Origin of the sequence: Sphingomonas pokkalii (assembly GCF_003096275.1) — a bacterium.
Classification (GTDB): domain Bacteria; phylum Pseudomonadota; class Alphaproteobacteria; order Sphingomonadales; family Sphingomonadaceae; genus Sphingomonas; species Sphingomonas pokkalii.
This window is the reverse complement of sequence record NZ_QENQ01000001.1, coordinates 1,864,616-1,887,916: the sequence shown is the minus strand read 5'-3', so window position 1 is coordinate 1,887,916 and position 23,301 is coordinate 1,864,616. Positions and strand designations below refer to the sequence as shown.

At 67.5% G+C, this 23,301-nt stretch carries 15 protein-coding genes and 2 pseudogenes; 9 read left to right on the top strand and 8 right to left on the bottom strand.

Annotated elements, in window-relative coordinates; all coding sequences use genetic code 11:
- Positions 1–119: 119 nt before the first annotated feature.
- The 5 genes and pseudogenes from DD559_RS08515 to DD559_RS08495 form a co-directional block, all read right to left on the bottom strand.
- Positions 120–1,535, bottom strand: coding sequence for a glycosyltransferase family 2 protein (locus DD559_RS08515; protein WP_116468793.1), 1,416 nt, complete (start codon positions 1,533–1,535; stop codon positions 120–122).
- A complete protein-coding gene (locus tag DD559_RS08510) occupies positions 1,532–2,419 on the bottom strand; it encodes a CgeB family protein (protein WP_116468792.1) in 888 nt (295 codons plus the stop codon). The genes DD559_RS08515 and DD559_RS08510 overlap by 4 nt, the downstream gene beginning before the upstream one ends.
- A 13-nt stretch (positions 2,420–2,432) precedes the next feature.
- The gene (locus DD559_RS08505; protein WP_116468791.1) at positions 2,433–3,200 is read right to left on the bottom strand and encodes a TylF/MycF/NovP-related O-methyltransferase; all 768 of its coding nucleotides are present in this window, start codon (positions 3,198–3,200) and stop codon (positions 2,433–2,435) included.
- A gap of 180 nt (positions 3,201–3,380) precedes the next feature.
- Positions 3,381–4,526 carry a hypothetical protein gene (locus tag DD559_RS19635; RefSeq protein ID WP_206364482.1) on the bottom strand — a complete coding sequence of 382 codons (1,146 nt, stop codon included), beginning with the start codon at positions 4,524–4,526 and terminating at the stop codon, positions 3,381–3,383.
- Positions 4,523–4,798 (bottom strand): annotated as a pseudogene (locus DD559_RS08495) (integrase core domain-containing protein); the annotation flags it as partial. The gene DD559_RS19635 and the pseudogene DD559_RS08495, both read right to left, overlap by 4 nt.
- Before the next feature lie 468 nt (positions 4,799–5,266).
- Between DD559_RS08495 and DD559_RS08480 the strand changes: the two are divergent.
- From DD559_RS08480 to DD559_RS19630, 4 genes are all read left to right on the top strand, one after another.
- Complete coding sequence (locus DD559_RS08480; protein ID WP_116468788.1) at positions 5,267–5,674, top strand: MarR family winged helix-turn-helix transcriptional regulator; 408 nt, start codon at positions 5,267–5,269, stop codon at positions 5,672–5,674.
- Positions 5,675–5,883: 209 nt separating this feature from the next.
- Positions 5,884–6,258: a DUF6249 domain-containing protein gene (locus DD559_RS08475; RefSeq protein WP_206364481.1), complete on the top strand. Its 375-nt coding sequence runs from the start codon at positions 5,884–5,886 to the stop codon at positions 6,256–6,258.
- A 38-nt stretch (positions 6,259–6,296) separates the two neighbouring features.
- Positions 6,297–6,833 carry an RNA polymerase sigma factor gene (locus DD559_RS08470; protein ID WP_133243801.1) on the top strand — a complete coding sequence of 179 codons (537 nt, stop codon included), beginning with the start codon at positions 6,297–6,299 and terminating at the stop codon, positions 6,831–6,833.
- Positions 6,823–7,164: a hypothetical protein gene (locus DD559_RS19630; protein WP_133243800.1), complete on the top strand. Its 342-nt coding sequence runs from the start codon at positions 6,823–6,825 to the stop codon at positions 7,162–7,164. The genes DD559_RS08470 and DD559_RS19630 overlap by 11 nt, the downstream gene beginning before the upstream one ends.
- 49 nt (positions 7,165–7,213) lie before the next feature.
- Here the strand turns inward: DD559_RS19630 and DD559_RS08465 are convergent.
- From DD559_RS08465 to DD559_RS08455, 3 genes and pseudogenes are all read right to left on the bottom strand, one after another.
- Positions 7,214–7,345, bottom strand: a pseudogene (locus DD559_RS08465) (transposase); the annotation flags it as partial.
- Positions 7,346–7,587: 242 nt separating this feature from the next.
- Complete coding sequence (locus DD559_RS08460; RefSeq protein ID WP_116468786.1) at positions 7,588–8,496, bottom strand: aspartyl protease family protein; 909 nt, start codon at positions 8,494–8,496, stop codon at positions 7,588–7,590.
- 34 nt (positions 8,497–8,530) lie between these two features.
- Positions 8,531–11,278, bottom strand: a complete 2,748-nt coding sequence (locus DD559_RS08455; protein WP_165831058.1) for a M16 family metallopeptidase — start codon at positions 11,276–11,278, stop codon at positions 8,531–8,533.
- A 169-nt stretch (positions 11,279–11,447) separates the two neighbouring features.
- Here DD559_RS08455 and DD559_RS08450 point away from each other — a divergent pair, with 169 nt between their 5' ends.
- Genes DD559_RS08450 through DD559_RS08430 form a run of 5 tightly spaced genes read left to right on the top strand, consistent with a single transcriptional unit; the run spans position 11,448 to position 23,293 of the window.
- Positions 11,448–12,887, top strand: a complete 1,440-nt coding sequence (locus tag DD559_RS08450) for a hypothetical protein (RefSeq protein ID WP_133243799.1) — start codon at positions 11,448–11,450, stop codon at positions 12,885–12,887.
- On the top strand, positions 12,884–13,798 hold the full coding sequence (locus DD559_RS08445; protein WP_116468783.1) for a DUF58 domain-containing protein: 915 nt from the start codon (positions 12,884–12,886) through the stop codon (positions 13,796–13,798). Before DD559_RS08450 ends, DD559_RS08445 begins: the two co-directional genes overlap by 4 nt.
- Positions 13,795–15,465, top strand: coding sequence for a hypothetical protein (locus DD559_RS08440; protein ID WP_116468782.1), 1,671 nt, complete (start codon positions 13,795–13,797; stop codon positions 15,463–15,465). The genes DD559_RS08445 and DD559_RS08440 overlap by 4 nt, the downstream gene beginning before the upstream one ends.
- The gene (locus tag DD559_RS08435; RefSeq protein WP_116468781.1) at positions 15,462–17,921 is read left to right on the top strand and encodes a VWA domain-containing protein; all 2,460 of its coding nucleotides are present in this window, start codon (positions 15,462–15,464) and stop codon (positions 17,919–17,921) included. The genes DD559_RS08440 and DD559_RS08435 overlap by 4 nt, the downstream gene beginning before the upstream one ends.
- Positions 17,918–23,293, top strand: a complete 5,376-nt coding sequence (locus DD559_RS08430; protein ID WP_133243798.1) for a tetratricopeptide repeat protein — start codon at positions 17,918–17,920, stop codon at positions 23,291–23,293. The genes DD559_RS08435 and DD559_RS08430 overlap by 4 nt, the downstream gene beginning before the upstream one ends.
- The last annotated feature ends 8 nt before the right edge of the window (positions 23,294–23,301 follow it).

Sequence of the window (23,301 nt, the reverse complement as noted above, 5' to 3'; positions counted from 1 at the left end):
CGGTCGGGCGTCATTCGGCTTGGTCAGGGATATCTTTGTGAAGCGAGGCCGGGACGCTATCGCTTCCCCGCAGTATCCGCCTGTCTCCGACATCTTCGATGTACGCTCCAGGGTGCGCCCTAGTGCCGCCGCATCCATGCCGGCAATCGCGACACCCATGGCCGGGCGCGCTGGCTGCGGATCTGGTTGAGTTCTTCGGACAAGACGGCGCAATGGGCGACAAGACCGCCATGTGCGCCGCTGACGTTGGCCAGCTCGGTCGCCAGGCGATCTGTTTCCGCGGCGAGAAAGTCACGTTCCTCCGAGAGGCGGGCAAGTTCCTCTGTCAGGCGTCGCTGCTGGGCGACTGCGGCATCGCGCCCGCTGGCGACCTGCGCGATCTCCGCGCCGAGCTGGCTTTTTTCGGCGACGGCCAGATCGCGTTCTTGCGCTGCCAGATCCAGGGCGCCCACCAGTCCGTTCCGCTCTGCCGTCCAGCTGGCCCGCTCGTCGAGCGCATGGTTTCGCTCGGCGGTTATCCCGGCTGCTGCCGCCCGTTGTTCGACGGACAGATCCTCGATGAGATCCATAATCACGCGGTCAGCCGTTATCGCAAGGTGGTCAAGCTCGGCATCCAATGTGCCTGGGCCATCCGTGAGATCGCGGGCCATTCGGGTATCGCGGACCAGGACGCCCGTGTCGATCCAGTGGCGCAGTTCCGCCTCATCCGGGAAGCAGCGAAGAAACGCGCGTTCCAGTGCGCCGGGTTCGTCGAGTTCCCAGAGATAGCGCGTTTGCCAAGAAATTCCGCGATCGAGATGGGGATGCTTTTCAAAAACCGTACCGAAGGCAGCAACTTTTTTGGCAAACTGCTCGAAGCTGCGTAATGGATAATGGAAGATCACCGCCGATCCATCCGGCTTCGGCTGCAGCATTTCCCCAGCGTGCGAAATGATCCCGTGCCCCGCCATCATGATCTCTCCCATCTCCTCGAGAAGGAAGACGACCTTGGGCTCTATTCGGACCATATGGATTGGATAGTCGAACGCGATATCGCGGTCGCCGCGGGTCACCCGGCTGCGATAGTCTTCGGGGTGAAAGGGGCGCCGGTTGCGATAGATATGGGTCATTGGCGCGCCGTCGGGTGAGCCGACCGCCGCGCGCGGCGCGAACATGTTGAAGCGCGGGGCGGTGATGACTGGCGCACTCCAGTCGAGCTTGGCGAAGCTGCCAGTCGTGAGATGCCAGAACTCGTCGCCGTCGATCTGGACGACGATTTCGGCGCCCAGTTCGCGCACCCGCGCAAACAGGGCCGCATACCATTGCGACAACTCGATTTCGGCGTCGCGGGCATAGGTGAGAACCGTGAGTGGCAATCCTTCGGTAGTCAGGGCGCGCAGGATGTCCGCCGTCCCATCGGCCGAACCGTGATCCAAAATCACGAAATGATCGACGCCGAGGCGCGCATGATGCCTGATATTCGCCTCGATGATATCGCATTCGTCGCGGATCATCATGATTGCCGCGACCCGCCGCGGTTCGCTTTCGGTCGTCATGGTCGCGGCTCCAAAGCCTCTGAAAGGGGGGTCAGGGGATCGAACGCCTTGATCCGTTCGAACGCAGCCTCGGCGCGCGCGCGGCGGCGCTCGGGATCGAAAAGCCAGGCCCGGGCCACCTCGCCCGGATCTTCCGCCGCCGACCAATAACCGCACAGCCCGTCCAGATCCGGTTGGGCAACCGCCGGCGCTTCAGACAGGACGAACGTGCGCAGATGCGCCATTTCCACCAGCCGCATCGGGCCGATATGAGTAAAAGGCAGCGCCCGCCCGAGGCTCAGGACGATTTTCGACCGCGCGGCACGGGCATTGCGCAGAAATAGCGGTGTGGCCTGTGAGGGCGTTTGCACCAGCACCGGCACCGTCTTCTCGATCCGCTCCAGAACGGCGGCGCGATGCGCATCGACATTGCCGAAGAAATAGAGGTCGATGGTCCTGTCGTGTTCGGCAATCACGCTCTCCGGTTCGAAGGTCTTTACGTAACCGGGCATGATCTGCCGGGAAAAAACCCCCAGGCGCGCCATTTCGCGGACGCTTTCCTCAAAATAGGATAAAAAGAACCGGCATCGGTCGCGAAACTTTCGGGACCGTTCGGCGAAAAGCCACGATGTCTCCGGCTTGAAATTCACCATGCCGGCGGCGATGTATTCAACGTCGAAGACCCCAAATTCATAGGGGGAGGCTGCAATATCGTCTATTTCCTGTGGGGTGAGATATTGAAGACCGATGATTATGTTGAGCGCGTTCGGCTCGAATGAACGCGTCTCGATTGTCACCACATGCCCGATCTGCGTCAACCAATGAAGAAGGCTGGTATAGATATCCTCCTTCATGATGGTCCATTGGGGTGTGCGGTCGAAAACGACGATATGAACGCGCGACATTCGTTGGTTTTCGTTATTCGACGACGAAATAGCCGGGGCCGTTCAAAAACGGCACCCGCCGCAGCGCCAGGCCGTTCAGCCCGAAAACCTCGCGCAGGGCCGTGGTCTCACCGGGGAAGCCGGCATCGTTGATCTCGTCCAGGACAACCACGCTGCCCCGGGCGAGACGAGGCTTGAGTGCCAGCAAGGCGTCCCGCGTAGGGCTGAACAGATCCATGTCCAGATAGGCCAGGGCCACGATCGTTTCCGGATGGGCAGCAAGATATTGCGGGAGGGTTTCCCGCACATCGCCGGTCACGATTTCAAACTTCCGCTTGTGTGACAGTGGCGCCATGCTCTCGCGTGCCGCGAGCACGCGTTCGAGATAGGCATCATAGCCCGCAGTGGTCCGTACGTTGCCAGGGCGGGCATAGATGCTGTCACCATCCTCGACTGCCACGTCGACAAAGCCGGTAAAGGTATCGAAGCCAATAATCCGACGGGAATAATGTGTCGGCTCATAAAGCGTCCGCAGATTCAGAAAGAATGAGAGATTCTGACCCCAGCGGCAACCGAACTCCATCACCACACCCGGCATGCCAAGAATCTGCCGATAGAGGTGGTCCATGAACAATGCGCGGCCCAACGCCAAATGGTCCATGTGGATGCCAAGGTTATCCAGTCGCTCACCCTTTGGGATGGGCGTTGTCTCAAACAAGTGTAGTAATTCGGATCGGGCGGCCTGCTCGCTGACGCTCAAAGCACGGGTAAATCCTAGCAGGTTATCTTCGCTGCGATCCATTGGTGACTGTCTCCCGAGGGGTAAATACTGCAAGGCGCACGTATGTGGAGCGCCAAGTCCGCTAGACAATCTGGCTGCCGGTGCCAAGCGAATAATCGGGTGGATTGACGCTGCTCGCGGGATCGCCGTCATTGTTCGGTCAGCCGCGCATGATATCGCGATGTTAGGGCGATAATCCCGCTATGTATCGAAACTGCCGGCTACGATTGGGGCATCGTAGTTTTGTGGCACGAAATCCAATACGTGGCATGCCCACCAGCGTTGCGGCGCTTGGGAAATCCGCCAGCGGATCAGCTGCAAATCGGGCATCGGCTCGTCTGGCCATCCGGGCGATCGCTCATGATCGATGTGAAAACGGCCCTGTCGGTATTCGCAGACCGTTACCGTCCAGTGGGCACCGGTGGCGCGCAGTGCTGCCCACGCCCCTCGCGCCAGCGGCACGCGGCATGGACCTGGAAGGTCGATCATTATTGCGGGGCCGGTGGGCATGGTGCGATCGACAACCATAACAATATCTTCTCCGGCGAGTAGTTTTTTGTATACTTCGCGAACGTTCTTATTGCTAAAAATTACGCTCCCACCATTATTGCAAAATTTCAAGTTATCATTTATTTTATTATGAACTCTTGCTATCCACGGAGAGAGTCCCGGCATCCTGTTGTATACGTCGGATGTCATCCAGTTGAGCTTGATTCCGTTCTTCGAGAGCCAGGCCACGCCTGGATAGAGCGAGCCGTAATGAAACATGAAGTGCACCGTCCCGCGACGAGCGCCGCCGGAATGGTTCGCAACTTCGCCCGGTGCGGAAGAGGGCGGCAGGCTGTCGACGAGGCGCGGCAAGGCCAGCCCCTCCCATTCTGCACGCGAAAACTGGACATATCGCTCGAAGAGCCAGAGCAACCGTTGCCATGTGGGTTGCTCTGGCGCGAGACGGCGCAGCGCCCGCCAGGCCATGGGGCGAACCGGATAGCGGCCCGTTCCGATCGAAAGCCAGTCATAGCCCAGCGCGGCATGAATTATGCCCCGCACTGTCGCCCAGCCGCGACCAAAGCCAAGGGGAAGACGATGCGCCACCCACATCAGCACCGCGGCATCCACGGCGATTAACTTTCCCTGAGCCCAGGCGCGCATCCAGACCATCTTCCTATATTGTCTCAAGAACACCGCGAAGTGGTGGCGGTGTCTGGCATTATCATCAAGGACGCAAGTCGCTCCCCTGTGGCGCCCAGCAGCGCGATCGTGCTGACAGGAGAGGTGGTCCTGAGGTGGTCCCGCCTTCTTGGACAGTTTGGCGGCTGAGCTAAGCTGATCCGGGTTGTCGTTCATGCCGCCATTTTGTTGATCAGATCATGGGGGGCATGCCCCCCATGATCTGAAGCGCCGATCCACCCATAGGTTTCAGCCGGGGTTCGCTCGGCCAGGGCCGAGTGCGGTCGCTGTTGATTGTAATAGGTGATCCACCGGCCGAGGCCAGCGCGCAACGCCGAGCCGGTCTCGAAGGCATGCAGTTACACGCACTCGTATTTGAGGGAGCGCCACAGGCGCTCGATGAAGACATTGTCCATCCAGCGTCCTCGACCGTCCATGCTGATCCGCACCTCGGCGTTCCATATCAGCGAAGAACGCAGCGAGCGTGTGCGCCGAACAGCAGATCTTCTCGGCAATGGAAACCAATGCTGCCCAGCGAGACGGATGCTCGCCCTCGTGATCCTGCACCATCCGAACCGCGCGGGCGCATACCTCCGGTGCAAATTTGTTCGTCGTCTTGCTCGTCATAGACCCTTCCTCTCGGGAGTTGGGGCCTCCGACAAGCCCGTCGCGGTTCAGGCGGCCGCGCGGAGCCGTGGCAAAGCTGCATCCAAAGCGCGCTTTCACCGCATCCAAGAGACCGCGTGGGCAGAATGCCCGGTCGGTATGCGAGCGGGCCCCCTGCGTGTGCGATCTCATATTGCCGCTGTCGGGGGGGCACTTGAGCCGGAATGGCTCGCGTCGAAGGCTGCGAAAGCAGTAGGAATCCGTCGAGAGGGTGGCGTGTGTTCGTTCTGAGAAAATCGACAACTTCGCAAATGCTGGAACTGTACAGCGCGCGATACACCGACATGGATGTCGAGGCTGTTGATGAGGCGTATCGAATGCTTCGTCAATGTAGTCACCTTGGACGCGCGTTGAAGAGGTTCTTCGATTTCCACGGCACGACGTCAACGCGGTTCATGGCGATGATCGTGATCGATCTCGCTGCCGAGCAAGGCGGTGTTCTTCCGGGCGACGTTGCCGGTCAGCTGGACGTGTCACAAAGCGTGGCAACGGAAGCAATCAACGCGCTTGTGCGGCGCGGATTGCTTGCCACTGTGTCCCTGGACAACACGCGTTCAAGGAAGGTGGCGCTGACAACGTCTGGGCAAAAGATGCTTGCCGAACAGTTGGTCGAGTATTTCTCGTTGATGGCGAATTTTATGCACCGGAATTCCGATTGATTTCGCGAAAGGAGCCATGGCTTCGGGAGTAAAGGAAAATGGCACCGCGCCTGCATCCAATGGGGGCTTTCCTTGCATCCAAGTGGGTGAAGTATCGAGGCGTTACAGGGGCGAACCGCTCGATTGCGTTTCCTCGATCTTCGCGCCGACGCTGGCGCTGCGCCCATGTCGGGTAGCGGCCAAGCCACAACGATCTTGGGCAAGGGATGATGACGATGAATGAGCAGACACTTTCCTTCACGGCGATGATGCTCGCCCCGGTGCTGATCGCCCTTATCTTCTTCCGCTACCGCCGACTGCAGGTAGAGGCGCGCTACCGGGCATTGGTGCAGATCGCAGACAAGGGCTTGGAGCTTCCTGCTTTGCTGCTTAGCGATCCGCAGGCGAACTTCTCGGAGCGACGCCGCGGGCTGGTGCTGATCGCTGCCGGACTGGGCATCATGGCGATGGTCGCGACCCTGCCGTTTCAACTCGATGGCGGGCGAAGCCTCGCGTCGCTGTGGGGGATCGGACTCTTGCCGCTTATGACGGGGCTTGGCTATCTCGCCAGTTGGTGGCTCAGCCGCAGTGACGCGCGCCGCTGATCGTGCGGGACGCGGGACACCTTGATCAGGCGCTGGTCGTGCGCGCGCAGACGGGAAACGACCGGCGCGCGTTCGAGGAACTGGTGCGCCGGCATCAAGGCATGATCCGAGCACAGCTTCGCCGTCTGATGCATGGCGATGAAGCGGCTGCGGACGACTTGGCACAGGAAACGTTCGTACTGGCGTGGCGCAAGCTGGACCAGTTCCGGGGCGATGCGCGCTTCTCTACCTGGCTATATCGGATCGGCTATTCGTGCTTTCTCCAGTCGCGGCGAAAGCGAGTCGATGGCGTCGGCACCCACGGGGACGCGGTGGCGGAGTTCGAGCCCGCCCCTTCGCATGCGATCGATCTGCGGATCGACATCGAAAGCGCGATGCAGCGGCTGCCGATCGCCGAACAAGCGGTTCTGTTGCACTGCGTGCAATTGGGGCTCAGTCACGAGGAAGCGGCCTATGTGCTGACCATGCCGCTCGGGACTGTGAAGTCGCATGCCGCGCGGGGCAAGGCGCGATTGCGCGCGTTGTTGGCTGACTGGCAACCAACGGTGAAGGAGGAAAAACCGAATGTCGGCTGAAGCGGACGATGCCATCGATACCCTGCTGCGGCTGAGCTTCGACGGGTCGGTCGAAGACGGAGGCTTCACCGATCATGTCATGCGAACCTTGCCGCGCCGCCGCCCTCAGGGCGCGTGGTTCTCGTTTGCCGGCATGATCGCGGGAGCGGTATCCTGCTGGCTGGCGATGAGATCGTCGCCGATCGTGTTGGCAGGCTGGAAAAACTGGGTCGGGGGGGACTCGTCAGTTCCGCTAACACCCCTGCTAATTGTTGTACTGGGGTTGTCCGTGCTTGGATTGATTTGGGCAATTTCAGAATCTATGGGCGATGATCGAGAAATGCTAACGTAATCGCTGCAGCAATACGCGATGAGATAGTGACATTCACAAATATCCATAGATGATAGGATTTTTGCTTGCCAAACTGATCTGGATCGTCTTCCGGCCCCAGCCGGCAGAACCAGCGATAGGCCAGGTTCAGATGCACCTGGTCGCACAGCCGGCGCTCGGAACGGATCCCCATGCAGTAGCCGAACCTGCCGGTCGATCCGTGTTTGCCGGGTCCCGCCTGCGACCGAGCAGCCAGCCGCAACCGTAGCGTCCTAAACGGTGCCTTCTGCTCAACGGTGCCTTCTGATGGCCTGCGGCCAGGCCGCCCCCCAACCCGGCGAGCCGCCCGTCAGAAATATTTCAACCGCAATCCCGAGGAGAAGAAATCGGTAGGCAATGCACTGCGTTCCGACCTGACACCGCTCTACCAAGAGCTGGCGCCGCTCACGGCTTCGCAATTGGTGTTCGCGGGAGCTGGATGCGAAGCTCGGCGCGGGGGAAGTCGACCGCGTAGCCGGGGAAAAGGTTCAATATGTCGCTGCCCAGGATCATGGATGGCGTGCGCTGCCCGTCGTCCGCGATCACGAGCGGCACGTTCGACAGGCCAATCCGCCCGACCGAGAGCTTGCCGATCCGCGCGCTCCGCGCCTTTTGCGAAGTCGCCGCAGCGCCGCGTATCTCGCCGCCGTCGCCGATCCGGGGATCGCCCTCCGGCCAGCCGAGCAGGCGGAACGCGGCATCGTTGAGAATCGAGACCGCCGCGCCGCTATCGACCAGCGCCCATACCTGAACCCCGTCCACCGTGAGCGGCACTTCGACGAAGCCTTCCGCCGTTCTCCGCCCGCTGACCGGCGCGAAACCCGCGCCCGCAGCGCCCGAGGGCATTGCCCGGACCATGCCTGCCAGCCGATCGAACCAGAGCTGGCGTTCGGCAAAACGCTCCATGCCGATGATGCCGCGCGCTTCGGTCACGCCGCTGTTGGCCAGTTCGACCAGCGCGACGTGGCGCGCGTCGATCAGCGGGTTGCGCATGCGATCGACCGGGTAGAGGCGGCTGCGCGCCGCGCCGGTTGCGCCCGCCACGGTGAGGCCGCCGGGCAGCGGCTGGAGCATCAGCTCGCCGGCAAGGCCGGGCGCCATCAGGCTGGTCTGTGCAGCGGTGTCGACCACCATGGGGAAGGGGCCCCTGCCGTTGATCTCTACGGGCATGACCGGGCGGCCCCGGCTGTCATGCGTCAATGGCGCCTCGCCCGTCTCCGCTGCGACGGTTTCGCCCACGGGCGCCTGTTGTGCCGGGGGCGCAAGGGGTGTGGGGGCGGCCTGGAGCAGGGCAAGGGCGATCAGCGAAGGCATGGCGGTTTATCCTGAGGATTGCGGGCGTGCGCGTTCAGGGGCGCTTGCGGCCAAGTGCGTCCCACATTTCGATCGGCGCGATGCCGAGTGCGCGCACTTGCGGTTCGATCGTCTTGAGGTCGCCGATCACGATCCATGTCTGCCCATCAGGGCGGAACAACGCGCGCGAGGCGGCTTGGACCTGGGGCAGGGTGACTGCTGCCAGCCGGTGATTGGTGGTCGCCGCGCGATCCCAGGGCAGGCCATAGCTGTCCGCCGTGGTCAGCGCGCCGAGGAACGCTTCGTTGCGGACGAAGGACTGGGCCGTGCTGCGGATCATCGCGTCGCGATGCGCGTCGAGTTCGCCTTGCGTGATCGGTCGCGTCGTCGCGATTGCGTTCAGCTCGCGGCGCAGCTCGGCAAGACTGGCGCCGGTCCGGTCGGCCTGCACCGATCCGCTGGCGAGGAACAGGCGTGGCCCGGCAGGACTGTCGTCGATGCCGCCGCCAAAGCCATAGCTCCATCCCTTGTCCTGCCGCAGGTTGAGGTTGAGTCGGCCCGAGCTGATGTCGGCCAACGTCGCGGTGGCGAGTGCCTCGACTGCCGACTGGTCGCGGTCGAACGGCGCAATCGGCGCGCCGACGGTGATGCTGGTCTGTGGCGCGCCCGGCGCATCGACCAGGATCAGGCGCGGTGCCGCCGGAACGCGGGCCTCTGCGGGCGATGCGGACGCCGGGGCGGGGCCCGTGGCACGCCAGCCCGCAAAGCCATGTTCGGCCATGGCGCGCGCGCGCTCGAGCGTGATATCGCCGACGATAAAGAGTGTGGCGCGATTGGGAACGAGGTGCGTGCCGTGATAGTCCAGCAGCATCTCGCGGGTGATCGCGACGCCTTCCTGCGACGGCGCTGCGGCGGCGCGTCCGTCCGGATCGCCCCAGATCGCCCGCCGCAGCAATGCCGGGCCGGCACCGCTCGGGTTGCGCGCAGCGGCTTCGGAGCCGCCCCGGGCGGCGGCATTCGCTTCTGCCACGGCGACTGCGGGATAGGGCGGCGGCTTGCGCAGCAGGTCCCCGACCAGATCGAGCGACTCTTCCGCGACCACGTTTGCCGCGCCCCAGCGGATCGCACTGCGCCCGTCGTCGCTGTCGGCGCTCAGCGAGGTCCCGATCGCGGCGAGGCTGCGGCTGACCGGCGCGCCCGATCGCGACGGCGTGCCGGAGGCGAGCAGCGCCAGCGCGCGCGATCCGGTGCCGCGCGGATAGCCGGGCGCCATCGGGTCACTCGCAAATTGCAGGCTGAAATCGACCATGCCGACACCGGGGCGCCGCGCGACGACAAGCTTCAGGCCGTTGGGCAGCGTCTGTTCGCTGATCGCGGGAAACACGATGGTGGATTTGAACGGACCCGGTTCCGGCATGCGCGAGCGATCGACGTCCGGCACAGCCTGCGGCGTCGCGGGCGTGGGAAGCGTCAGCAGCTCGTAATAGGGGAGATCGAGCCATTTGGCGCCGATCGCGCGGACTTGCTCGGGCGTCGCGGCCTTGATCCATTCGCGCTGGCGCAGGAAATAGGCGGGGTCCGCATGCGATACTTCGCCATCGCCCAGCATGTTGCCGATGGCGGCAGGGTTTTCGAGCATACGCAGGACCGCCGTATCCGTCGCCGCGATGATGGTGGCGAGCCGCTCCGCCGCAGGCCCGTGCGTGCGATAGTCGGCGAGCGCGGCGTCCAGTGCCTGGCCTGCTGCCTCCGGGGAGACGCCGGGGCGCAGGTCTAGCGACACTTGCAGCACGCTGCCCAGTTCGCCCTCGTTCAGCGTGGCGGAGACGCCGGTTGCCACCTTGCCATCGGTGACCAGCGCCCGCACGAGCGGGGATTCCATCGACCCCGCCATGGCGCGGGCGGCGAGGAGCAGGAGCGTGCGCTCGCGCAGGTCGCCATTCGGGATCGACCAGTTGCGGGAGAGGTGCATGGTGGGGAAAGCGCCATAGAGCCGGTCGCGGCGAGTCTCGGTGAGCGGAGGCGCCCATTGGACGGGCCGGCTGATCGGCGATCCGGTGCGGATTCCGCCGAAATAGCGTGTCACCTTTTCGCGTGCGGTGTCGGCGTCGATGTCGCCCGACAGCACCAGCACGGCATTGCCCGCGCCATAATGGCTCGCGAACCACGATTTCACATCGTCGAGCGACGCCGCCTCGATGTCGGCAGTCGATCCGATGGTGGGGTGGGCATAGGGGTGATCGGCGGGGTAGAAGGCGCTCAGGAAATGGCGCCACGCCGCCTCTTCGGGACGCAATTCGCCCTGGCGCTTTTCGTTCAGCACGATGCTGCGCTGTTCGTCCAGCGCCGCCTGGGTGATGCCGCCGTCGAGATAGCCCATGCGATCGGATTCGAGCCACAACGCCGCGTCGAGCGCGTTGGTCGGGACGGTTTCATAATAGGCGGTGTGATCGGTCCGGGTGACGCCGTTCATCCCGATGGCGCCGATGGCCCTGAACGCCGCCCCCAGCTCCTGTTTGCGGTGCGCCGTCCCCTGGAACATCAGATGCTCGAACAGATGGGCGAAGCCCGTCTTGCCCGCCGGCTCGTCACGCGAGCCCGTGCGATACCAGAGCCCGACAAAGACCGACGGGCTCGTCCGATCGGTGTGCACGATCGTGGTCAGGCCGTTGGGCAGGGTGAAGCGCGCATAGGGGCGCTGCGGCTGGGCCTGGTGCGTGGATTCCACCGGCGGGGCCTTGGTCTGTGCGGAGGCGGGCGGCACGACGAGGACCGCCGCCGTCAGTGCCAGGATCGATTTCATCGCGCGGGTTCCATCGCTGCAAATACGGGCTTGAGGAACCATGACTTGCTTGCAGCAACCTTGCAGAGTTGGAGCGCCACAGGCGCATGTGTCGGCAAGGTTGGTGCAAGCCAGCGCGCATAGCGTTTTGGGGACAGGCCCGGGCGCAGCGCCGTGGGCGGGGATGCGGATGCACTATCGGTCGGACGAGGCGCTCAATGAGCGGCTCGAAATGTTGGAGGGTCGGGGACGCCGCGCGCTGACTGCGGCGGGCCGGGCCGACGCACGCGCGCGTGCGCTGGCCGTCGCCGGCATGGTGTCGATCGCTCCGCCCCTGGCCTGCCTGGTCGCGGCGCTGATGCGGCCCATCGGCATCGTGCTGCCGATCACGGTGTCGGTGGCGCTGCCGGCTACAGTATTCGGACTGGTCTATGCCATGGGCGTGTCGCGCCTGCGCGTCGCGCGCGGGGCTGCGCTGTCGCTGATCGATCGCGAACTGGCGCTCAAGGATCGTACCCAGATCGTGGCGGAGTTCCTCGCCGGCGCGGCGCGCGACGGCTTTCGCGAAGCGGCGCTGCAGGAAGCGCAGCCCCGGCTGGACCGCGCGGCGACGGCACCGATGGCGGCGCTGGGCGCTGGCGAGACTGCCTCCCGGCGGTGGTGGGTGCTGCCGGGAGGCGCGCTGATCGTGCTGCTGATCGCGCTGGCGATCGACCATGGCTGCGCCGTGCGGCGGGGCGAGGATGCAAATCCGCTGCGGCAAGTGGCGCGGGAGCTGGGGCTGCGTCCTGGGGCGAACGGCACTGCGGAGTCATCCGAGGCGGCTGCCGCACGCGCGGAGCGTGCCGCTGCCCGGGTGGCGGGTGCCAGCGGCGGGGCCTCGGCAAGCGGCAGTGATTTGGCATCGCGCGGAACGGGGGTGCTCGCGCGGGGTGCAGCAGGCGATGCCGTCGGTGGTGCGGACCGGCGTGCGTCCGGCGAGCGGTCTGCCGGCAGCCCGTCGGGCGCGGCGTCGGCGCCGGGGGAGTCGCGCGATCTGGGGGGAGCCAGCACGTCGCCTCCGGCGCCGGCATCGCGGCAGGAAGGCAGCGATGCCGCGCGGCGCGGCGCGGCAGAGGCGCCCGAGGCACACGGCCAGGCGGCGGCAGCGATCGAGACCCAGGCAAAGCCGGCAGCCGGCGCGCGCGCGGGCCGGAATGCCCCCAGCCCGATGGCAAGCGCCGCGCCGCCGCGCGCCTCCAACGGCAATGACGGCCAACAGGGCTCGGGCCAGCGCAATCGCTCGCAGCGGCAGCAATCGGGCGGCTCCGGCGGGCAGGGCAGCAACCGCAACGGCCAGCAAGGCTCCAATCGCGGCAACGGCCAGGAAGGCCTGAAGCGCGCGCGCGGCTCGTCGTCGCTGATGCTTGCCGTGCCGATGGAGGACCGTGTCGTCGGGACCGTCAATGTCGGGCGCGTGAGCAGCACCACGCGCAACGCGCCGCCGCATGCGATGCCCGCCGGAACCGTCGCGGCGCAGGCGCGCGGCGCCGGCACTGCGCAGGCGGGCCGTGTGCTCCACCGGCCGCGAACGGCGGAGGAGCAGCGCCTGCTCGAACGCTATTTCCGTCGCGAGGGGGTCGGGCAATGACCGACGTCGCATCCGCCCGGTTCGAGGCGCTGTTCGATCCCGCCTTCCTCGCGCGGGTCAATGCGATGACGCTCCGCATCGCCGCCGCGCAAAAGGGCGGGCGGCTCGCCGAGCAGCGCACGACGGCGCGGGGACAGGGTTCCGACTTCGCCGATTTCAAACCCTATGTCGCCGGCGACGATTTGCGCGCAATCGACTGGAACATCTATCGCCGCCTGGGCAAGACCTTCGTCCGCGTGTTCGAGGAGCGACAGGACCTGCCGGTCTATCTGATGCTCGACGCTTCGCGCAGCATGTTTGCCGAAGCCGCACCGCGCATCGATCCGGCGATGCGGACCGCGCTGGCGCTGGCGGCGACGGTGGCGCGGCAGCATGACGCACTGTCGCTGTTGTCGTTTGGCGACGATCTGGCGACTCGCCTGCGCAATATGTCGGGCAAGGGCGCGATCGTGCAGGTGGCGCGCGCGTTGTCGGAACAGGCGCCGGCGGGCGGCACGGCGCTGGCGGCGGCGCTCACGCATCTGGCCGCGATGCGGCTGCGGCGCGGGCTGGTGGTGATCGTCTCCGATTTCTTCGACGATGACGGGCTGGAGGGTGTCCTTCAGGCGCTGGGCCGGCTGCCGCACCGGCTGCTGCTCGTCCAGATGACTCGCGCGAGCGACGCGGACCCGACGCTGCTGCACGATCTGTACGGCGATGTTTCGATCGAGGACGGCGAGCGCGAAGCGGGGCTGTCGGTGACGATCACCGACGAACTGATTGCGCGGTATCGCGCGGCATATCGCGGCTTTACCGATGCGCTGGACGGGTTCGTGCAGCAGCGCGGCGCCACGCTGATCCGCGTCGATGCCGACCGCGACGTGATTGACCAGCTGAGCCCGGTTCTGGCGAACGGGAGTATCGTGCTGTGAGCTTCGCTACCTTTGGCCTTGCGGGCACGATCGCCGGTGCACTGGCGCTGGTCGCGTTGCTCTATCTGCTCCAGCGGCTGCGCGCGCGGCGGCGCGTCGTGCATTTGCCGGCGGCGGCGCTGTGGGCGCAGGCGATGCGGGAGGCGCCAGCGCGGGCGCTTGGAGGCCGGTTCCGCCACTGGCTGGCATTTGCGCTGATCGTCGCGATTGCGCTGGCGCTGTGGCTGGCGGCGGCGCATCCGCAGGCGGCGCCCGCCGAAACCGGCGCGAGCCGCCGCTTCTATCTCGACAATTCCGCGTTGCTGGCCCCCGCCGGCGAACTCGCCCGCGCCAAGCGCGCGCTGCTCGCCGATGTCCGCGCTACGCCTGCGCAGCGCCGCGCGGTATTCCTCGGCGACGCGGCGGGCACGCGCCTTTTGGCCCCCGGCGAAAGCGATTCGTTGCTCGCGCGGCGGCTGGACCTGGTGACCGCCGAGGCGCGGCCATCGGGCTTTGGCGCGTGGCTGCGCCGGACGGGCGAAAGCGGGCCCGGCGACACGATCCGCTATTATGGTGGCTGGCCGGTCCTGCGCGACGCCACGCCGGCCGCGCCCCGGGGCACGGCAGTCCAGCCCGGCTATCTCGCGCGCGCAGTGCCGGACAATCGCGGCATCGTGGCGCTGGGCGCGACTCCGGCGCGCTCGGGCATGGCGGGACGCGCCGACATCCTTGTTGCGGTCGCCGCCGCGCGGGGCGAATCCCCGTCACCCTCAGCACTGCGCTGGACGCTCGACGGCAAGCCGTTCGCGCCGACCAGCGTCGAGAATGCCGGTGGTGGCCAGTATCTGGTGCGCAATGTTGCCGCGACGGGGCAGGTGCTCCAGGTCACGCTGGCCGGCAACGACGGCTTCCCGCAGGACGACGCGGCGGCGCTGCGCCTGCCCGACCGCACGCCGCTACGCGTCGCATTGCTCGGCGGGACTCCGGACGTCGTGCGCGCCGCCATCGCGGCGGATGGCGGGCTGACCATCGTGCCGGCGGCGTCGGCGCAGGTGGCGATCGGCGATGCCGGCGCGACCGGATCGCTGGCACTGCCGGCGCTGGTGTTCACCGATCCGGCGCGGCAAGGCCGGGCATTTGCCTTTGCAGAGCCCGACAATGCCGCGAAGGGCGCGCTTGCGGACCGGCTGGACGAACTCGGCCTTGCGCAGGTCGATGCGTCCGCCATTGCCGATGCGCTGGGCAAGCCGATCGGCGTGGACATCACGCAGGGCGCGCGGCGGCGTGTGGGCGTTTGGCGCGCGTTGTTCGCGCCCGATTCGCCCTTCGCCCTCGATGCTGCCATGCCGATCTTCCTCGCACAGAGCCTGCGCTGGCTGGGCAATGCCGATGGCTGGCGCCCCTATGCCAAGGCCGGTGCGCCGATTCCCGATCAATCGCGGCTCTATGGGCTGCCCGATCGCGCCGGTGCGGACCTGCTGGGCGTCGCCACCCGGATCGACGCGGCGCCCGTGGCGCTGACCGATCGCGCGGTGACCCTGGCCGCTGCCGACACCTCCGCGCGTCCAGCCGTTGCGCCCGAGGGCGGCGCGCTTCCCGCCGACCTGCCGTTCGTGCTGCTGGTGCTCGCGGCGGGATTGCTGCTTGCCGCCGAATGGTGGCTGCTCCAGCGCGGTCTCATCGCATGACGCTGACCTTTCTCTATCCGCAGGCTGCGTGGCTGTTCGCGTTGGTGCCGCTGCTGTGGTTGCCCATGCGCCAGCGCCCACGCTGGACGCATCTGGGGCTGCGCGCCGCGATCCTTGCCGTGCTGGTCCTTGCCCTGATGCAACCCAGCCTGATCCGTGCGCATGGTCCGGGAGTGCAGGTCGTCATTCTCGATCAGCGCGAGGCGCTGGGCACGCAGGGTCAGCAGGCCGCACGGCGCGCCTTCGATCGGCTGGCGGCGACGGCGCGGGGCACGCTACGCGTGATCCAGCTGGGCGGCACGCGCGGCAGTGGCAACGGATCGCAGCCGCCGATCGTCACCGATGGCTCGCTGTCCACCGCGCTTGCCCGTGCGCTTGCCGAAATCCCGCTGGCGACGGGTGGCGCCGTGACCGTGATTAGCGGCGGGCGATCGACCGACCGGCACTGGGAAGACAGCGTCGCTGCGCTGGTCCGGCGCGGCATTCCGGTCAACAGCATCGCCGTGCCGGGCCCGGCGGCTGCGCCCTTCCTCGCCGAGGTCCATGTCGGCACTGCGCGCGTCGGCGAGACGCTGCGGATCGAGGCGCTGGTGGAGGGCGCGGACGACGCGCCGCACCGGCTGACGATCGATAGCGGCGGGCGCGAACGCGCGGTCAGCCAGCCCTTCGCTGCTGATGGCGCGGCGCGCGTGGTCCTGACCGTGCCTGCCGAACAGGCGGGGTTCCTGCCGCTGCGCGTGACGCTCGACGGCAAGAGCAGGGTCGAGACGCTGGCGGCAGTGCAGCCGGCGCTGCCGCTGCTCTATGTCGGCGCGCGGCAGACGGGCGGGGCGGCGATGCTCCAGCAGCTGCTCGGCGCGGGCTTCACCGTGACGGCGGAACGCCCGGCGGCGCTGGCCGGGCAGGTCGATCCCGCGCGCTGGCCGCTGGTCGTGCTCGACGACGTGCCTGCCGCCCAGCTTCCGATCGAGGCGCAGCGCCGGATCAACCGCGCCGTCGCGCGCGATTCCACCGGGCTGCTCGCATCGGGCGGGCTGTCGGCGTTCGGCAGCGGGGGCTATGCCGGCACGCCGCTCGGCGCGGCGCTGCCGATCACGGCGCGCCAGCAGGAAAAGCAGATCCAGCCCAGCGTCGCGCTCGCCATCGTCATCGACAGCTCCGGCTCGATGCAGGGCGAGCGGCTGGAACTCGCCAAGCAGATCGCCCGGCAGACCGTGCGCAAGCTCGCGCCGAACGACTGGATCGGCGTGGTCGAGTTCTATGGCGCGCGGCAATGGTCCGTGCCGATGCACCACGCCACCGACATTCCCGATATCGAACGGTCCATCGGCCGGATGCAGGCACAGGGCGCGAGCGTGTTGTTCCCCGCCCTGCAGGAGGCGCTGTACGGGCTCAAGGATGTCGAGGCGCGCTATCGCCACATCCTCGTCATTTCCGACGGGGGCGTTGCCGAGGACCGCTATCAGCAACTGATCCGGCACATCGCGGACAGCCGCATCAACCTTTCAACCGTCGCGGTGGGCGGGCAGATCGATGACGAAAAGAGCATGGCCGAATGGGCGCGTATCGGGCGGGGCCAGTTCTATTCGGTCCCCGACGAGTTCAGCCTGATCGAGCTGGACTTCAAGCAACCGCAGACCAAGCCCCAGCCGGCCTATCGCGCTGGCAGCTTTGCCCTGCGCGCTGCGCCTGAGGATAGGGGGTGGGGCGGAAGCCGCATTGCGGCGGCCCCGCCGCTTTCGGGCTATGTCCCGGCACAGCTCCGCCCCGAGGCACAGGCGCTGCTGCGCACCGCCGAGGGGGACCCGGTACTGAGCAGCTGGCAGGTCGGCAGCGGTCGCGTGACGGCGCTCGCCACCGAGCCGCTGGGCGGTGGAACCGCGAACTGGCGGAGCTGGCCGGGCTATGGCGGCTGGCTTGCGCGGGTGCTGGCGATGACGGCGCGGCGCGATCCCGCCTTCGACGTGACGATCGCACGCCGGTTCGATCGGCTGACGGTGGCGGTCCAGCGGCTTGGCGCCGCGTCCGCAGGGCAGGAACGCGCGCCGACGCTGACGCTGGTGGACGATTCCGGCCGCACGCTGCGCACCGTCGCACCGCTGGAGGCGCGCGCGCCCGGGCTGTTCGAGGCCGATTTCGCATGGCCGTCGGCCCAGCCGGCGCGCGTCGAAGTGCGCGATGGCGACCGGTTGGTCTATGCGGCGGACGCGGCACGTTCCGACCTGGCACCCCCCGACGCCACGCCGGCGTCGATGGTGCTGCCTATGGCGATAGTGTCGCAGCGCACCGGCGGCTGGCACCGTGAGACGCCCGATCTTGGGCCGGGTGCGCTACCGGCGCCGACCGGGCTGGCGGCCACGGACTTGTGGCCGTGGTTCGCGCTGCTTGCGCTCACTTTGTATCTGGCCGAACTCGGCTATCGGCGATGGCCTTCGCGGGGAAGGCCGAGGACATGATGACATTGATTTCGGCAAGGCCCGGCGCGTCCAGGAAATTGTTGCTCGCGCTGTCGCTGTCGACCAGCCTGGTCGCGCCGGGCGTCGCCCTCGCCCAGGCCGGCGGGGAGGGGGTTGCCGTGTCGGATGCTGCCCCGCGCGAGGCGTGGGTGCAGCGGGCCCAGCGCCAGTGGGAGGGCGGCGACCGCGACGGCGCGCTTGCCGCGATCGACGCCGGGCTCAAGACCGCACCCTCGCCCGGGGGGGAACTTGTCCGCGCCGAACTGCTCGACGCCCTGGGAGAGAGCGTTGCGGCGGAGCAGGCCTATCGTCGCGCGCGCGCCGCGATCGGCGATCCCGCGACGCAGCGCCGCATCGACATGCGGCTTGCCGTGATGGCGGCGATGCGCCGTCCGGACACGCTGGTCGCCTTTGCGGCGAGCCGGCCCTCGTCGCAAGCGCGCCCGCTGGCACAGCTGCTGGCGCTGCTGAACCGACCCCGGGCGGCGCTCGATCGCGTCGCGGCGGATACCGCCGGGGAGCTTTTCGAATGGCTGGAGCGCACCCAATGGGCGCTGGCGGCGGGCGACGGGCGCACGGCGCGCACCACTGCGCTGCGGGCTGTCGCCGCCGCGAAGGGCGCTGACGATGCGCGCTATGCGCTGGCGCTGCTGGTTGAGGCATATCGGGTGTCGGGCGACCTGCCGGGCGCGCTCGCCGTGCTGCGCTCCTTGCCGGAGAGCGAGCCCGTCCTCGCTGCACAGGTCGATGCGATGCTGGAAATCGGCCAGATCCAGCCGGCGATCGCGATCATCGAGCATGCCCAAAGCCCGGCGCTGCGCCAGCGCCTGACCGGGCTGCTCGACCTTGCGGGCGACCAGGCGGCGAGCGAAGCAGAGTTTCGCCGCATGATCGCGGCGGACCCGCACCAGGCGGACCTGTATGGCCGGCTCGCCGCGCTGTATCTGGCGCGCGGGGACGAGGCACAGGCCGTAGCGACCTATCGCGCGCTGTTCGCCGCCAATCGCGGCCGCGCCGATGTGCTGACGGCGGGCGCCCGCTCGATGATCGGCATGGGGTTGCAGAACGAAGCCGTCGCGCTGCTGAACGGCAGCGCTGGCGACCCGGCGGTCGCCACGGCGACGCACCTGTTCCTGTTTGAAGCCTATCTCGACGCCGGCGACGTCGGAAAGGCGCTGGCCGAGTTGCAACTGGTCGAACGCGGCGACGCGCGCGGGGCGCTGATCGACGATATTGCGGACGGCTATGAGCGACTCGGACGGCTCGACGCGGCGCTTGCGATCCTGCGCGGCAGCGAGGGGCGGGGCACGCCGCTCAGCTACGACCGGCGCGCGCACATCGCGCAACTGGCCGCTGCGACCGGCGACAATGCCGACGCGCTGCGGCGATGGCAGTCGCTCTGGTCCGAGACCATGCTGCCCGCACGGCGCCGCAATATCGAGCGCCAGATCGTCGCGCTGGCGCGCAAGACCGATCAGTTGGACGCACTGGTGCAGGCAAGCCGCGCCCGGCTGGACGCCGGCACTTTGCGCGCCGGCGAGATCGACCTGCTGGTCGCGCTGTATCTCGCGCAGAGCAAACCCGAATCCGCCGCCGATGTCGTCCGCCGCTTCGCCGCGCGCAGTGGCGCGAGCGAGACCGCGACGCTAAATCAACTCGCCCGGCTCTATGCGCGCATCCGCGACACGGCCAGGCTGGAGACGACGCTGCGTCGGCTGGTGGCGATCGATCCGGCCAATCGCGACGACAATGTCCGCCGCCTGATCCTGGAGCTGTTGCGCAACACGGGGGGCGCTAGCCCATCGACCGAGCGCCAGGCCGAGCTGGACGGACTGATGGCGCAGCTTTCGGAGACCGACGAGGCAGGCACGCGCGCGTTCAAGGCGGCGGTGTACACCGAAGCGGGGCTGGGCGAGCAGGCGCTCAGCGAGTTGCGCAAGGCGTTCGCCGCCGCACCGGGCGATGCCGATGCGATGCTGCGACTGGCGACCGAGCTGAAGCGCCAGCGGCGCCGGGGCGAGGCGATCGGCATCCTGCAATATGCCGCAGAATATGGCGGGACGGCAGGCCAGTTCTTCGCGGCGATCGACGGCCTGCTCGATATGATCGCCGACGCATCGGGCGACGAGCCGGGGGTGCGCGGGGTGCTGGGCTGGGCGAAGCGTCGGGTGCTGGAGCGGATCGCACTGCAGGGTGCGGATTCCCGATTGCTCGGGTTGCTTGCCGATGTCGCGGTCGCCGATGCCGACTATGACCTTCAGATGCGCGCGACCGAGGCGACGGTGCCGGGCGCGGGGGAGCAACGCGCGGCCGTGCTACGCGAGCTGGCAACGCTTGCCGGCGGGCCGACGGTGGATGGTGGCCAGACCGCGATCGGCGATCCGGGACGCAAGATCGTCTATGCGCGGCGCTTGCTGGCGCTCGGCAAATCCTTCCCGCCCGATCTCTATGCCGATCTCGCGCGCACCATGCTCAAGGAAAAGGACGAGGCCGGGGCCGAGCGCGCCTTTGCGCTGATGAGCGCGATGGGCGGGCTGGTGAATGTCGACGAGACCAAGGGTGATGCCTACGCGGCGGCGGGGCGGCCGGCACAGGCACTGACCAACTATGCCCGCGCACTGTTGCAGGACCAGTCGAATTTCGACCTGCTGGTAAAGACGTCGATCCTGCGCGAGGGCGCCGGGCAGGACGATCTGGCATGGCGCTGGTACTGGCGTGGGCTGCGCACCCTGATCGCGCGACAGCCGATGACGCCGCTGGCGGCAGGCGACGATCGCGACCTGGACGTGCGGCGTTACTATGCAACGATGGTCGAAGGCCTGTTGTTGACCTGGCCGCGCAGCAGCGCCGCAGCGGACGCGATGCTTGCCGATCTCCAGCGGCAGTTTCTGGCCGAGATGGCGCCGCTCGGCCCGGGCGCGGCGAACGTGCTTACGGACCATCCGCGCCTGGCGCTGATCGTCGATCTCGGCCATCGCATCGCCGATGCCGGCAGGGCCGGGGCTGTGCTCGCCGACTGGGACGCGATGCTCGACCGCAGCTTTGCGAAGGATGCGACCTATCGTCGGGCCGCAGGGATCCGGGCACAGCTGACCGGGCGCGGCGCGACGCCGGCGATCGGCGCGCAGGAGGGCTGGCCCATCGCCGCGCTGCGTGCACAGGCGCTTGCCATGGGCAATGACATGCTGCGCTTCGTCTCCGCACTGTCGCGAGACGATAGCAAGGAGGTCCAGGCCCTGCTCGCCACCGCGCTCGCCGAGGAGGAAGCAGCGCGGGACGAAGCTGCGCGTATGCCGAGCGGCAATTTCCGCCAGCCGATCTACATCCTGATGCTGGCCGAGGCGATGGATCGACTGTCGCCGGAGACGTTCCGCGACGCTGTGTTGGCGCCGCTGCAACGCTCGCCGGCGCGCGACGCGATCCTGTTCGATCTCTTCCGCGCCTCGTCTGCGCGATATGCGCGGCTGGAGAAAATCGCGGGCAGTCGGCTGATTGCGCCCGATCGCCTCCTTGCGCTGACGATCTCGCAGAGCAATCGCCGGCTGGGCGTCAGCCTGCGCACGTCTCGCACCGGCGGCGATGCGGGATCGGACTGGCTGGGCCAGTTTACGACCGATCAGCTGATTACGCTCTACGACGGCCTCGTAGCGCGCCTGGTGGGCGGCGAGGGCGATTCGATGATTAGCGATCTGGCGCTCGCCGACCTGTTGCGCCGACCGCTCGACGCGGGGCAGCGCGACCGCCTGGCGGCCGTGCTCGACCGTGACGTTGCCATTGTGCGCGATTCCCGAACGGGCAGCGGCGGACCGCTCGTCGTGCGGTTGCTGCAGTTCGAGGCGGCGGCGGCGAACCGGCCGCTGGTGCTGCGCGCGGCAAAGGCCGTGGCGGCGCGTTATGCGGACAGCGCCGCGCTGCCCGGCGTGCTCGAGCGGTGGTATGCGGGCGAACGGACGCAGGCCTTTCTCCAGCTTACCGCGCTGGCAGAATCGCTGTCGCAGAGCGGCTATACCAGCTCGCGTATCGATCAGGTCATTGCCAATTTCCTGCCGGATATTCGCCGGCAACAGATCGCAGCATTCCTTGCCGATCCCGGCTCCGATCCGGGCGCGGCGGCGACGGCCTATCAGCAGCTTGCGACGGACGATGCGGGGACCAGTGTCGAGCAGCGCCTCGCCATGGCACGCAAGATGGTTGGCATCGACCCCGGCAACCCGCGCTATCGCGACCAGGTGCTGGCGCTCACTGCCCAGCGATCGGATTGGCCGGCCTTTGCCGAGGCGCTGAAGGCGCGGGTGGCGGGCGAAAGCGACGACACACTCGCCACCACGATGCTGGCCCTGACCTATCGCCTGCTCGACCGGCAGCAAGACGCCGCCGATGTCGCCAAGGCCGCCGGAGTCGATCTCGACGACGTCGATCTGCTCGTCCACCTGCTCAACCGTTCGCAGGCGATGCGTGCCCGTGGCGGGGGCGGGGGGCTCGCGGGCCTGTTCACGCCGCTGTACGAGGCATATCGCGCCCATGCGCCGCACCTGCCGTCGGTAGTCGCGGTGGCGGCGCGGCAGGCGCGCGCGTCGGGGAGCGGCGGTCCCGCCGGAGACGCGGGACTTGGACCGTTGCTCCAGGCGGCGCGGGAGCCCGATGGTGGACGCGGCACCTTGCGCGCGATTTGGCGCGATTCCGCCGGGGCGAGCGAGAACGAGGCGGGACGCACGCGGCTGGGTTTTGTCTATACGCTGAACGCAGCGGTCAGGGCGGGCGAGGCCGGCGCGGCATGGATCGCGGAGCCCCGGATCAGCGCAGAGTTGCAACGCTATCCGGCGGCGATGGCCCCCGTGCAACAGGCGCGGCAGCAGATGCTGTATGCGGTCGGGGCGGAGGGCCCGGTGCGGCGAGGCGAGGGCGAGGCGGTGCTGCGCCAGTTGCTCGACGCGGCGCGCGGCGGATCTGCCGATGCGGACGACGTTCGCAGACTGATGGCGGTCGCCCTTCGGATGGACGCGGCGCTCGCGCCCGGTGACCTGGCGGTGCTCGACCAGCGCCTGCGCGACATGCCCGTGATGTCGCCGGACGGTCGCCTCGATGCCGCGCATATCTATGCCCGCAGCGGGGATTTCGCGAATGCGGCCGCGTTTCTCCAGGCGGGCCTGGTCCAGATGCTGTATCCGGCGGACATGCTCGACAGCGTGGAGGCTCTCTCCGTCGCGATGCAGCGCGCGGTCGGCATCCTCGCGCTGTGGCGGGACGATGCGGCGCGGCAGCGCGTCTATGATGCGCTCGCACGCACGCTCGAAGCGCGCAAGCGTGGGCCAAACGGCGCCGACCTGCCCGACCTGCCGAAGCTGACGGGCGGCGGGGAGCCGGAGCAATGAGAAAGGCA

Coding starts and splice junctions, on each gene's coding strand:
- DD559_RS08510 (WP_116468792.1), bottom strand. CDS start 2,419: ATGTCGCGCGTTCATATCGTCGTTTTCGACCGCACACCCCAATGGACC.
- DD559_RS08515 (WP_116468793.1), bottom strand. CDS start 1,535: ATGACGACCGAAAGCGAACCGCGGCGGGTCGCGGCAATCATGATGATC.
- DD559_RS08460 (WP_116468786.1), bottom strand. CDS start 8,496: ATGCCTTCGCTGATCGCCCTTGCCCTGCTCCAGGCCGCCCCCACACCC.
- DD559_RS08430 (WP_133243798.1), top strand. CDS start 17,918: ATGATGACATTGATTTCGGCAAGGCCCGGCGCGTCCAGGAAATTGTTG.
- DD559_RS08475 (WP_206364481.1), top strand. CDS start 5,884: ATGACGATGAATGAGCAGACACTTTCCTTCACGGCGATGATGCTCGCC.
- DD559_RS08445 (WP_116468783.1), top strand. CDS start 12,884: ATGACCGACGTCGCATCCGCCCGGTTCGAGGCGCTGTTCGATCCCGCC.
- DD559_RS08455 (WP_165831058.1), bottom strand. CDS start 11,278: ATGAAATCGATCCTGGCACTGACGGCGGCGGTCCTCGTCGTGCCGCCC.
- DD559_RS08505 (WP_116468791.1), bottom strand. CDS start 3,200: ATGGATCGCAGCGAAGATAACCTGCTAGGATTTACCCGTGCTTTGAGC.
- DD559_RS19630 (WP_133243800.1), top strand. CDS start 6,823: ATGTCGGCTGAAGCGGACGATGCCATCGATACCCTGCTGCGGCTGAGC.
- DD559_RS19635 (WP_206364482.1), bottom strand. CDS start 4,526: ATGAACGACAACCCGGATCAGCTTAGCTCAGCCGCCAAACTGTCCAAG.
- DD559_RS08480 (WP_116468788.1), top strand. CDS start 5,267: ATGCTGGAACTGTACAGCGCGCGATACACCGACATGGATGTCGAGGCT.
- DD559_RS08450 (WP_133243799.1), top strand. CDS start 11,448: ATGCACTATCGGTCGGACGAGGCGCTCAATGAGCGGCTCGAAATGTTG.
- DD559_RS08435 (WP_116468781.1), top strand. CDS start 15,462: ATGACGCTGACCTTTCTCTATCCGCAGGCTGCGTGGCTGTTCGCGTTG.